General features: G+C 47.3%; 13 protein-coding genes. 8 read left to right on the top strand and 5 right to left on the bottom strand.

Going from position 1 to position 12,087, the window contains the following annotated elements; all coding sequences use genetic code 11:
• Window positions 1–15: 15 nt before the first annotated feature.
• Complete coding sequence (locus tag BCT27_RS22930) at window positions 16–951, bottom strand: LysR family transcriptional regulator (protein WP_102396886.1); 936 nt, start codon at window positions 949–951, stop codon at window positions 16–18.
• A gap of 185 nt (window positions 952–1,136) precedes the next feature.
• Between BCT27_RS22930 and BCT27_RS22925 the strand changes: the two genes are divergently transcribed.
• The 4 genes from BCT27_RS22925 to BCT27_RS22910 all read left to right on the top strand — a co-directional run bounded on the left by BCT27_RS22925 (window position 1,137) and on the right by BCT27_RS22910 (window position 4,001).
• Window positions 1,137–2,162, top strand: coding sequence for a zinc-binding alcohol dehydrogenase family protein (locus BCT27_RS22925; RefSeq protein WP_102396885.1), 1,026 nt, complete (start codon window positions 1,137–1,139; stop codon window positions 2,160–2,162).
• Window positions 2,163–2,330: 168 nt separating this feature from the next.
• Window positions 2,331–2,621 carry a putative quinol monooxygenase gene (locus tag BCT27_RS22920; protein ID WP_102396884.1) on the top strand — a complete coding sequence of 97 codons (291 nt, stop codon included), beginning with the start codon at window positions 2,331–2,333 and terminating at the stop codon, window positions 2,619–2,621.
• A gap of 112 nt (window positions 2,622–2,733) precedes the next feature.
• The gene (locus tag BCT27_RS22915; RefSeq protein WP_102396883.1) at window positions 2,734–3,279 is read left to right on the top strand and encodes a thioredoxin family protein; all 546 of its coding nucleotides are present in this window, start codon (window positions 2,734–2,736) and stop codon (window positions 3,277–3,279) included.
• A 107-nt stretch (window positions 3,280–3,386) separates the two neighbouring features.
• Window positions 3,387–4,001 carry a LysE family translocator gene (locus tag BCT27_RS22910; protein WP_102396882.1) on the top strand — a complete coding sequence of 205 codons (615 nt, stop codon included), beginning with the start codon at window positions 3,387–3,389 and terminating at the stop codon, window positions 3,999–4,001.
• A gap of 34 nt (window positions 4,002–4,035) precedes the next feature.
• Here BCT27_RS22910 and BCT27_RS22905 read toward each other — a convergent pair whose 3' ends face one another.
• Window positions 4,036–4,422: a TraR/DksA family transcriptional regulator gene (locus BCT27_RS22905; protein ID WP_241908631.1), complete on the bottom strand. Its 387-nt coding sequence runs from the start codon at window positions 4,420–4,422 to the stop codon at window positions 4,036–4,038.
• 208 nt (window positions 4,423–4,630) lie between these two features.
• Between BCT27_RS22905 and BCT27_RS22900 the strand changes: the two genes are divergently transcribed.
• Window positions 4,631–5,239: a YitT family protein gene (locus BCT27_RS22900; RefSeq protein ID WP_102389781.1), complete on the top strand. Its 609-nt coding sequence runs from the start codon at window positions 4,631–4,633 to the stop codon at window positions 5,237–5,239.
• An 85-nt stretch (window positions 5,240–5,324) separates the two neighbouring features.
• On the opposite strand, the gene BCT27_RS22895 is transcribed toward BCT27_RS22900, so the two are convergent.
• Window positions 5,325–6,194 (bottom strand): AraC family transcriptional regulator, encoded by an 870-nt coding sequence (locus BCT27_RS22895; protein WP_102396880.1) that lies wholly within the window; start codon window positions 6,192–6,194, stop codon window positions 5,325–5,327.
• A gap of 109 nt (window positions 6,195–6,303) precedes the next feature.
• Between BCT27_RS22895 and BCT27_RS22890 the strand changes: the two genes are divergently transcribed.
• Window positions 6,304–7,458: an aminotransferase-like domain-containing protein gene (locus BCT27_RS22890; protein ID WP_102317995.1), complete on the top strand. Its 1,155-nt coding sequence runs from the start codon at window positions 6,304–6,306 to the stop codon at window positions 7,456–7,458.
• A gap of 89 nt (window positions 7,459–7,547) precedes the next feature.
• On the opposite strand, the gene BCT27_RS22885 is transcribed toward BCT27_RS22890, so the two are convergent.
• Window positions 7,548–7,961: a GFA family protein gene (locus BCT27_RS22885; protein ID WP_102389778.1), complete on the bottom strand. Its 414-nt coding sequence runs from the start codon at window positions 7,959–7,961 to the stop codon at window positions 7,548–7,550.
• Between the two features lie 341 nt (window positions 7,962–8,302).
• Window positions 8,303–8,719: a DUF4156 domain-containing protein gene (locus tag BCT27_RS22880; RefSeq protein WP_102317997.1), complete on the bottom strand. Its 417-nt coding sequence runs from the start codon at window positions 8,717–8,719 to the stop codon at window positions 8,303–8,305.
• 266 nt (window positions 8,720–8,985) lie between these two features.
• Between BCT27_RS22880 and opgC the strand changes: the two genes are divergently transcribed.
• Entirely contained in the window at window positions 8,986–10,557 is a 1,572-nt protein-coding gene (opgC, locus tag BCT27_RS22875; RefSeq protein ID WP_102396879.1) for an OpgC domain-containing protein, read from the top strand.
• 250 nt (window positions 10,558–10,807) lie between these two features.
• Window positions 10,808–11,695, top strand: a complete 888-nt coding sequence (locus tag BCT27_RS22870) for an urea carboxylase-associated family protein (RefSeq protein WP_102396878.1) — start codon at window positions 10,808–10,810, stop codon at window positions 11,693–11,695.
• Window positions 11,696–12,087 lie beyond the last annotated feature (392 nt).

Genomic DNA, 12,087 nt, shown 5'->3' with positions numbered 1-12,087 from the left:
CGTGTCGTTTCTCCGTTAAAGCAACACACTCTTATCCACCATCCCTTTATCAATGAGATGACTCAGCACTTCAGCGGTTCTCTTTTTCAACATATCGCGCAGTAATCGGGCTGCGGGGGTTATGGATTGACGGCTTGGGAAGATGAGCCATAACTCTGTGGGTTTGAGTTCGAAATCAGGGAGAAGGCGAATCACACGGTCATTCAGCAGATCGTCAGACATGTCTATGCCGGATTTTGACGCAATACCCTGCCCTGCGACACACCAACGTCTTACCAAGTCACCGTCGTTAGACGCACGGTTTGCGCTGACTTTGATTTTGAAATCCGTGCCATCTTTCGAAAATTCCCACACGTCATGAATAATGTCAGAGAGCTGATAGACCAAACCGTTGTGACACGGTAAATCGTGAGGGTGTGACGGCTCGCCGTGCTTGTCGATGTATTCCTGCGTTGCACAGACGAAACGCGGGACATTGCAGATCTTGAAGCCGTAGATATTGGCGTCGGTTGGTGAGCCATAACGCAGCGCCATATCAACGGAATCACGGTAAAAGTCGATGTTGCTATCACTGATATGAGTGCGCAAAGACACCTTGGGGTATTCCGCCAAGAACTCATCAATCCAAGGCAGCACGATATTGCGGCCTAAATCAGAAGACACAGCAAGCCTCAACTCCCCATCAACAATATCGAGATCGTCTTTCATGTTTTGCTTCGCCCTTTCTAACATGCTCAAAGCTTGTTCGCACTGCGGGATGTAACGCTCCCCTGCGCTAGAAAGGCGTAATTGGCGAGTGGTACGAATGAATAGCTCAACACCAAGTGCAGCCTCGACACGTTTTAACGCGGCACTGGCGGTGGCGGTGCGCATATCCAGGTTCGTTGCGGCAGCCGTGATGCTGCGAAACTCCGCAACTTTAAGTACGACTTGAAGATCTTCGAGCAGCATATTATCAAATATTATTTGAGAATGATTCAAACATTCTACTGTTCAAAGCTTATCTATCAACCCCTATTATTCATTTCAACAGAACATGACTTAACGCCAACGCTCGATGTAAATGCACATTGTTGTCATCGCGGCATGACGCATAACGATGCGAACGAATAAGCGAACGAAAAAGGACACACATCATGAAAGCCATTGGTTACACACAATCACTTCCAATCACTGACGCAGCATCGCTTGTTGATATCGAACTGCCGCAACCTATCGCAACGGGTCACGACATTTTGGTGAAAATCAAAGCCATCGCGGTGAATCCTGTGGACTACAAAATCCGCCAAAATGTGGCGGCAGAAGAAGGCCAACACAAAGTTATCGGGTGGGATGCGGTCGGTGAAGTCATCGCAACGGGTGAAGCTGCCACATTGTTCGCACCGGGTGATACCGTTTTCTATGCGGGCGATTTAACGCGCCAAGGCAGCAATGCTGAATTCCAATTGGTTGATGAACGCATTGTTGGACGCAAGCCAAAAAGCTTATCTGATGCGGAAGCGGCGGCGCTGCCTCTTACGTCTATTACCGCGTGGGAGCTTCTGTTTGAGCACCTTGGTTTGCAGCAACAAGCGCCAGAATCTAACGACAAATCGAATGACATTTTGTTAGTCGTAGGTGCCGCAGGCGGTGTGGGTTCGATTTTAGTTCAACTTGCAAAAACGCTCACCGGCGCAACCGTCATTGCTACCGCTTCACGCGAAAGCTCTCAAGCTTGGGTGAAAACGCTAGGTGCCGACCATGTTGTTGACCATACCAAAGATCTTGCGCCACAGATTGAAGCGCTCGGCATTGGCCAAGTCACGCATGTTGCTAGTTTGAACAGCACAGAAGCGTATTTTGAAACATATACGCAGATTCTGGCCCCGTTCGGCAAAATTGGTTTGATTGATGATCCGAAAAACATCGACGCTTCTAAAATCAAACTCAAAAGCCTGTCGCTTCATTGGGAGTTCATGTTTGCACGTTCGATGTTCGGCGCCGCAGACATGGACGAGCAAGGTAAATTGCTGACACACGTTTCTGATTTGGTCGACCGCGGTTTCATTCAAACCACGACAGGGAAAAACTTGGGCACCATTAATGCGGCAAACTTGCGCGACGCGCATGCTGAACTCGAATCCGGCAAATCGATCGGCAAAATCGTCCTTGAAGGCTTTTGAACCCAAGTACCAATACGTATTGAAAAAAGCCAGAGTGTTGAAAGAAATAAGCAAACACCCGATTTCTGATTCAATATAATTACTTCGCTTCTCTACTTTGCTTTGCTTTGCTTTGCTTTGCTTTGCTTTGCTAGCCAGTAGAGCGCATTACAACAAAAAGGAATGACCATGAGTAAACTCACCATTGTTGCTGACATTGTCGCCAACGAAGACAGCGCTGAATTTGTAAAACAAGAATTGTTAAAGCTGATTGAAATCACCCGTGGTGAAGAAGGTTGTTTGCAGTACGATTTGCATCAAGACAACGATAACCCAGCACACTTCTTATTTTTCGAAAACTGGGTTAGCCGTCAACTTTGGCAAGAACACATGGGCGGACAGCATCTCGCAGATTATTTAGAAGCGACGGAAGGCAAAGTAGCCAGTTTCGTGGTCAGTGAAATGTCTGTGATTGGTTAAACGCATTGTCGTTGTTGCCCAAATAGATAGAAACAAGAAAGAGAGGATCGAACAAAGATCCTCTCTTTTCATCCATTCATTTCACATCCGCTAAGCCATAAAGGAACCAAGAATGCTACTTGATACCCCTATTTGTGATTTTGGCTGGAAGGCGCCTGAATTCATGTTGAAAGACCCTGATGGAAACAGCTTCACGATGAGCGAGCACCTTGGCGAAAAGGGTTTGTTGATCATGTTCATCTGTAACCATTGCCCGTATGTTCAACGCATTAGCAAACGTCTGGCACAAGACACACAATCCTTGCTGGATGAAGGCATCAATGTATTGGCAGTGATGTCGAACGACTACCACCGCGTGCAATCAGATTCGCCTGAAAACATGAAGATTTTTGCATCAGAAAATGATTTTAACTTCCCTTACTTGGTCGATGAAGATCAATCTGTAGGCAAAGCATATAACGCTGTTTGCACGCCGGATTTCTTTGGGTTCAATGCAGCAGGTGAACTCCAATATCGCGGTCGGTTAGATGATGCAAAAATGATGGATGCGTCAAATCGAGTGCCAGAATTGATTAATGCCATGCGCATGATTGCGGAAACAGGCATTGGCCCGAAAACCCAATCACCCAGCATGGGTTGCTCTATCAAGTGGCGATAATCAACAATTCGAACGAAGTAAACGTCGCTGACACGCAATCTCTGTTTTAAAGCAAACACGATAAGAGCGTTGAGATAGGCTGATAACTCACTACTCAGGAGAGTCTTATGAGTTCAGCGACCATCTTCTTATTTCTCCTTACCGTTGTGCCGCTCATTTGCACTCCAGGCCCCGATATTCTCTACACCGCATCACAAGGTATTTCCAAAGGGAAAACAGCCGCGATGCGTGCAGTCGCGGGTGTGTTGTTGGGGTATTCAGCCCACGCAATACTGTCGGCGTTTGGTATCGCGACCGTGGTAGCCGCCTCCCCTTTTCTGTTCAACGCACTCAAGTGGTTTGGTGTTGCCTACCTTGCATATTTAGCCATTCAAATGCTCTATTCCGCGAGTCAGAAAAAAGACGGTATCGTGCTCAGCGAAACCGACGGTGTGTCGCTATGGAAAGGCTTTTTCACCAGCTTTCTCAATCCTAAAGGTCTGTTGATGTATATGGCGATTTTGCCACAATTCATCTCACCGGAAGGCAACGCTGCCATGCAAGCATTGGTATTGTCCGGCATCTTTGTTGCCAGTTGCGGAGTTATTTACCTTGGGGTTGCTCTCGCAGCATCAAGAGCTCATGGAAAGAATATGTCAGATACTGCAAGACGGAAGCTAGAAGCGGTGGCAGGTGTTTTTCTCACTGGCGCGGCAATAAAAATTGCCACTCAAGAACATTAATGCGTTCAGAATTAGACCTTTGCTTGGCAATATGTTACTCCAAATCTTCGGTGCAATATTCCGTCCAAGGCAATAAACGCAAACGCGCCAAGGGAATGGGGTCACCCGTTTCAATGCTCACTCCATATTGCCCACTTTCAAGGCGCAAAAAAGCGCGTGAAATCTCATTCATTAGCCCATGGTTCTGGGTAAGCTGAACCTCAGCCCTATTGGCCTCAGCGCGATAAAACGACGCTTCTACCTCGTCGGCCAATGAACAGTCTTCCTTCCGAGTAATTTCTTTTTCCAGAAGATCTGCTTGCGCCAATAACTCCTCCCGCTTATCAAGAAGTCGCTGGTGAAGATCCACGAGATCTTTCTGTGAAAGAGTTGCATCAGGGTGGGCCAACAAGGTTGATGTCGTAGCATTGTTTTGCGTCATTTCGTTCATCCTATTAACGAATTAGGTTTCGCTCCATGCAAGCCATCGTATGTGTAAATTTTGTTAAACACCACCTTGTCAATGAATACCCCGCCAACCCTCGACATTGGCATGTAATATCCGCATCGTTACATCGTAATTTCCGCATACGGCATCACGTACATGGAACATGCAATAGAGACACATGCACTGAAAAGGGAGTATTAAAATGGATAAGAACCACAACGTGAAAGAAAACCTACTCGCACTCATCTTGGGCAGTGCGCTCGTTTCTCTAGGGGTCATTTTCTTTAATAGCGTTGGATTGTTGGCGGGTGGAACAGCTGGATTAGCAATCTTCCTGACTAAGATAAGCGATTTTAGTTTCGGCCAAGTGTTCTTCATCCTCAACCTCCCTTTCTATGTGTTATCCGTCATGCGCATGGGATGGCGTTTTACCATCAACACCTTTATCGCCGTGACCATTGTTTCTCTGGCGGTTGACCACCTTCATCATGTGTTGGAAATCGCGCGGATTGATCCTGTCTATGCGGCCTTGTTCGGCGGTGGTTTGATTGGCACAGGCATGCTGGTTATCTTCCGCCACAAAATGAGTCTAGGCGGGTTCAATATCCTCGCGCTGTTCCTTCAAGAGCGTTTCGGTTTACGCGCGGGCTATGTGCAAATGGGCTTAGATTGCTGCATCGTATTAATGTCGCTTTTTGTCGTGGATTTGAAGATCCTCGGTTTGTCTGTCCTCGGCGCTATCACGGTGAATTTAATTCTGGCGTTAAACCACAAACCCGGTCGCTACCAGCCAAATGTCCCTGCGACATAAGTTGGCGAAATATCTCCAATTACCTCAAAGAATGCGGCGCCCCCAAGGAGCGCCGCATTCTACGTTTGGTCTTATGGCATCACGTTTAGAAGAAACTGATCGGCAGATAAAAATCCAGTTCAAACCGCTCATCGGCTTTTAAAAAATGGTTTTCATGATAATGCACATAAGCAGGCGTTGAGCGTAGCTTGAACCCTGAGGCTGGCAACCATTTCTCTAACACCATGCTGATTTGAGGAAGTAACTCCCCATAAATGCCCGTGAGGCGGAATACGGCATGCAAGCCGCCGGGAATGACTAATTGATTCACCACCCCACGGAGTTTAATGGGTTTGTCGATACCAATGCAGGCAACATAGCGGCATTTGTCTAATTCCACCCAAGCCGGGTTCGAGTGATGCAATCCGAATTGTGTTTCAAACGGACGCCCTTCCGCGTTCGCCCATGCTTTTAAAATCAGCCATGCATTTGAGATAGAGCGGCTGTAACCCACATGGCGTACATAGGCCGCCAACCTTTCTGGCACTTCAACCACTTTGGGGTCTGGAATGCCACGTGAAGCAACACGTCGATAGCCTTCAGCCACTTCAGGATCTTTAAGGTACGGCTTTTCCGCCACCAGCAAATCATGCTTACGCCATTCCCCAGGACTGCTGTGAAACGTCGCTTTAAACGCACGACTAAAAGACGACACAGAGCTGAATCCACAGGAGTTTGCGATGTCCATTACCGAGGCACGCGTATCAAACATCAGTTGATTGGCCGCATATTCCATTCTTGTCCGTCGGATATATTGATGAATAGACTCACCAACCACACTCTTAAAAATGCGATGAAAATGCTGCTCTGAATAAGCCGCAACCTTGGCTAACTCTTTGGCAGACAACTCTTTACTGATGTCTTTGTGAATGTAAAACAAAACATCATTGATACGGGAAATGTGTTGTTGGCTCATCGTTTAAAAAGCATAAATGGACATATTCAACAGCATAAATGGACATTCCAAATTCAGCAATCCCATGTATTATTTTTGTTAGATATTTTTCGGTTGTTTAGGTAGTCCCATGGAAATCGCAAAGTCGCTTCAACAGATCCCATCATCATACATCCGTGAAATCCTCGCGGCGGCTTCTGACAAAAATGTCATTTCATTGGCTGGCGGGCTTCCAGACGAAAAAACCTTCCCGATCGACCTGATGAAACCCATGCTTGAAAGCTTGTCTGATATGACAGAAGTGTTTCAATACGGCGCGACGGCGGGCTACGGCCCATTGCTCGAATTCCTTGGTGATTATTACCAACTGCCAGAAAGCCACATCGCGATGATTTGTACCGGCTCGCAGCAAGGTCTCGACCTGATTGCGCGTGCCTACATAGACCCGAACGACACTGTGGTCATGGAAGCGCCAAGTTACCTAGGCGCGATGCAAGTGTTTGGCTTGGTTCAAGCGAACATCGTCACCGTGCCTCAAACAGAATGTGGTCCAGACCTCGACGCGCTTGAAGTTGTCTTCTTCGAACAATCTCCAAAGATGTTTTATGCCGTGCCAGATTTCCACAACCCGACAGGTGTATGTTGGTCACTCGAAACACGTCAGCGCGTGGCAGAGTTGTGCATCAAATACAACGTGGCATTGATCGAAGATGCGCCCTACCGCGAACTCCGCTTCTCAGGCGATGCAATTCCTCTTACTTCGGATTTCTGCCCAGATCATTCCATTGTACTGCGTTCATTCTCGAAAATTGCCTCGCCAGGTCTTCGCATGGGTGCAGTAACAGGGAAACGTGCTTACCTAGAGCCATTGATCAAAGTGAAGCAAGGCGCAGATTTGCATTCCAGCGTGCCAATGCAAGCACTACTGTTGGGCTTGTTACAACACGACAACTTTGAACTGCACATCGATAAGATTCGCGCCCTCTACAAAACACGTTACCAAAAACTGTTTGCCGAGTTACAACGCCAATTACCAGAGGCATGTGAATTGAAAGCGGTTGATGGTGGCATGTTTGTTTGGTTGTCTTTGCCAGAGTGCGACACCTTTGCGCTGGCGAAAACCTTGCTTGCTAACGGTGTCGCAGTGGTGCCAAGCCCCGTGTTCTACCCTGCGCATGACAAAGCGAAAGCCGCCTTGAGACTTAACTTCACCAACGCCACGCCAGACGAGCTTGAAGAAGCCGTTAAACGTCTCGCCAAGGTACTTCAAGAACAGGTTGGTTAATTCGCACCTACTTGTACCAAACAGACAAAGAAAATGCCGCGAACTCTAACGAGTGCCGCGGCATTTTTTATGCGCTTAGATTGTTGACGCTAAGGCTGTTTATCAAACACTTTTACGTCATCAGGAACCACAAACCATTTCTGCTTTTCTGATACCCAAATATGAGCCGTTGGCCTCATTATGGTTTCGTCTTCCATATTAACGGGCTTTAATTTCAGTTTCACAGAGGAGAGATCCTCAGGGTTAAAGTGGTAAATACGATTGCCACACCCCGTACAAAACTTGGCGGCACTGCGATTTCCACTGTCAGCAGGACGACTCCACTCATTCATCTCTCCACTGAATTCAATGGCGGCCGCATCAACCATGGCGGTCACGCTGTAAGGCGCAGTAGAGAGTTTTTGACATTCCGTACAATGGCAAGCAATCACCATCTTCGGTGCTGCATTCAGCTTATAAGTGACTTGCCCACATTGGCACGAACCTTCAATTGGAAATTCCATATTCATCCCTCAATTAAATTGATTAATGTTTAACCATTATGGGCATAAATTCCCGTTACTTCATAGGCATATCAAACGCAATTATCTACGCAATTACGTCAATCATGCTTTTCTCGGCAATTTCCGGTTTGAGACACAATGGATGGTAAAGTGCGCCAATTCGACGATACATGCACCATGCAACCCTACGCGTATCGCAGCTCGCGTATCTCTTTCATTCGCCGCATTTGGTTTGGCAGATAGATTTGGACTCATGAAAGTGCAACCATTTAAATGTTTGAGGTAAAAAAAAAGCACAACCTCAGATAAACCAAGGTTGTGCTTGTATTGTTTTCAGCATTTTACTTTGTTGCTGGCACTTTGCTTTCTTCAACAACAACGGCTTGTTCTTCAACCACAGTTTCCGTCATATCAATGACAGCTTCTGGCGTTTGGCACGCGTAAGCATTCGCGAACATAGTGACAGATGAACTGAAGCTAAAAGGTTGGTACAAATACAAGGTATCGCCGCCCAGAGCAGCTGCCTTTTTGCGCATTTGGTTGAGTGTGCCCCAAACCATGTCTTTATCTGCGTGCAGCCAATAATCGTAAAAGTGGCCTTCAGAGCCGATAACCGTCCCTTTGTGCTCACAGCCTTTCAGCGCGTCCACGTCATCCCAAATCACTTTAACTTGCTCAGACTCGGTCGTTGGGAACGTTACACAGCCTGTTAGTAGTGTTGCGATAGAGACCGCTACACCAATCATTAACGCTTTCATCAATGATGATTCTCGAAGTAAATAAGGCCGCGAAGTTTATCCTCAGTCGATGTAAAGACAAACACTTTTTGCGCACTTCCCTGCCTATTTTTCACCATTAATACGTCTTTCATTTTTTGTACTTTTCACTCGACGCATTAAAGATCAATTTTCCTTGCGCTAAAGCCCGAAAATTCAACGTGCTGCACCGAAAAAGAGCACAAACAGTCAGATCTGCGTTGTGAACATCTCGCACAATGATTCAAAGACTTTTAAGGGAGTAAGTGATGAAACGGATACCCGCGCTGGACAGCATTCGAGGGCTCTTGCTCTTGTTGATGACAATCAACCATTTGTTTTGGATCAGTGGCGGTCGCTCGCCCGTTCAATACTTCACATCAGAACCACTCGGGCCTTTTGGTCCAGCGGAAGGGTTTGTGTTTGTTTCCGCCCTATTGGCAGGTGCGATTTATAGTCGAGATGCCTTGTCGAATGCTGACGTGCGCGCTAAATCATTTCATCGCGCGTTCACGCTCTATCGTTATCATATTGTGTGTTTAATTGCCGTGATTATCTGGTTTCTCGCCAGTAAATACGCCTTCCCTGAGCACCAAAATCTTTTGGCACAAAACTTTCCGAATTTACTCACTGCGCCGTTGGAAACATTGCTGTTCAGTGCAGTCTTAATCAACAAACCCAACTACTTTGACATATTGCCGTTGTACATCGTTTTCATGCTGTTACTGCCGCTGCTCATTGCCATGTATCGAAAAGGTTTATTCTGGCTCGTAATCGGTATCAGTCTGCTGCTTTGGTCAGCGAGTGGCGCGATGTATGAAAGCCAACTTAACGCTGTTATGGGTAGTGGTGTATTCGACGGCTTCACCTTACACACTGGGTATTTTGATCCCTTCGCGTGGCAGCTACTGTTCGTTGTCGGCTCTGCCATCGGGTTCCAGCTTCAGCACGGTAACCTGATTCGTTGGCACCACCCTATGCTTACTTTTTTAAGCATTGCGGGGATCGGCATCCTGTTTGCCGCCCACCATGGTGCGTTTTTAAACATGGGCATCCACCGTGGCATTATCTACGATCTCGCTGATAAATCTGAACTAGGCTGGCTGCGTTTACTGACGCTGTCCATGTGGGTTTACCTGATTGCACTGATCATCAGTAGATTCCCCAATGCGCTCACCTTCCGACCGTTGAGCTACATTGGCCGCCATTCTTTGCATGTTTTTGCTTGGCAAACTGCGATGATTTATTTCGCCGCGCCACTGCTCGCAGATATCCGTTTCGAGCCTTTCTATCTCGTGGTGGTGTTAGGCTTTGTGAGTAGCCTTTGGGTGCCAGCTTGGATCCGTGAATTCACCAAAGACCGTTCTTCTACCCAGTATTGGGGAGCAGCCATCACAGCCGGTATTGGCGGGCTTCTCGCACTGAATGTCTCTATGGCTAACACTGCAGATAATGATACGTTGATGGTCGGGAATGAAAAATTCCCGCTCACCATCAAATTGAAAGACGTTCGTGAACCTCAAGACCCGGTGGTTTTGATGGTGTACAGCGAATTCGATGACATTACAGCTGTACCGTCTGTTCATTGGCAGAAGTACACGCCAAAAGAAGCGAATGAAGGAATAACGCTCGATGAGTTAGCTGCGGGCAAGTATGTGGTGTTTGCCTTCCAAGACCGGAATAAAGATGGACTTATCACCTTGGCAGACAACCAAATTCCGATTGAAGGGTTTGGTTACTCCAACAATCCATCACTGCAAGGACCGCCTTCGAAAGAGCAAGTTACCTTTACCCACAACAAAGCGGCGATGCTGACCATCCATTTCAACAATTGGTATTAAGGTAAGAGAAGAATCGAGCTACGAATGAGTTTTGAATCACATACTCGACATAGCTCGATTTCGGATAGAAATGGCGTAGATTCTGCGCGCTGAACCCAACAGCCCTGATACATGAAACTGATGGTTTTCTAGAAGTGCCTGTCCCGTTTTCCTGCTCTCACTCAACGCTGTCATATTCTAAAGAGTGCGAATGGCCCGTTAGCCAAGTATGCCTATACTCCAGTGATAACGATTACATGGAGGTGATGGTATGCGCAACAGTGCAAAGCAGGTATGTGATGGCGAAGCAGATTGGAAAATCACACATCCAGAGCCTTCTGATGCTGAAGCGCGCCGTGCGGCCAAGCCCGTCGTATGTTACGGCGTTGAAAACCTTCCGCCATTCAGCGCGTCGTTTTACCAAACCGTAAGAAGTGAGGCAGTCAAAGCTGTCAAACTGGAGGTGCCACCCAGGGAGGCACGTTGTTTTACTGTTCCTGCTGGCAGCTTCTTCCGTATTTCTTGTTTACACGGTTCACAGGTTGGAGATTTAAACCTCTGGCAGCGAGACAACTTGAGTGAGCGCTTTTTTAGCGGTAAAACCCGCCAACTCCATGCCACCCATATCTCTGTCGGCGACAGGCTTTGGAGCAACATGCCTTATCTACGCCCTATCGCCACCATCACAGAAGATTCATTAGCGTGGTATGGGTGGGACGATGATGGTGCAGGCGTACACGATGTGATTGGTACCCGGTGCGATCCCTACACCCACCATCGTCTTCATGGTGAAAACTACCATCACTGCTGCCATTCCAACCTCACCAAAGCGCTTGCTGAAAAGCTCGGTGTTAGCCGGAAAGAAGTAGAGCCTCATGTGCATGATGTAATGAATGTGTTCATGTGTACGGGATTTACACGTGATACCCATCAGTACTTTATGAAGGCGAGCCCTGTCAGACAGGGAGACTATATAGAATTCTTCGCAGAAACCGATTTGTTAGGAGCTTTATCGGCATGCCCTGGCGGGGATTGCAGCTCAACCCACTCCAGTGATGAGGCGCAGTGCTCCCCGCTAACGGTCGAAGTATTCACCCCACCGGCAAAAGCGTTGAAAGATTGGGTTCCGTTTAAACCCAGCGAGTATGTCCCGGGGTAGTTGTCTCTCTATAAGTGTCTCTCTATAAGGACAGGCATCTATAGAACACATCCCAAGTGAACAACAATAAGAAAGCATTCACACGGCCAAACACGTCTTTAGTCAGTGTGAAGCCATCGCATTTCTGTGTCGGAATGGAAAATGATGGAATTTGAGTGAATGAAAGGCAGCAAAAATCTCAAGCTAGCGCCTGAGTCATCGTTTGTGATAAGTGGGGTATTGTTTTAGTGGTTTGGTATCCGGAAGCCGGAGAATCGTTTCCTTTGCAAGTGAGGTAATGCCGCTTTTATTGCAGTTTCAGTGCCAACGATGCTGCCTTGCTCAATGCGTGTGCATGTTTCCAGCCAACTTTTAGCGTCAAACCCTAGCCTTTCGAGCAGTGGTGGCGAAGT

This window comes from Enterovibrio norvegicus (assembly GCF_002876705.1).
Lineage (GTDB): Bacteria > Pseudomonadota > Gammaproteobacteria > Enterobacterales > Vibrionaceae > Enterovibrio > Enterovibrio norvegicus_B.
The sequence above is the reverse complement of the archived record's forward strand: the minus strand, read 5'-3'. Positions and strand labels throughout refer to the sequence as shown.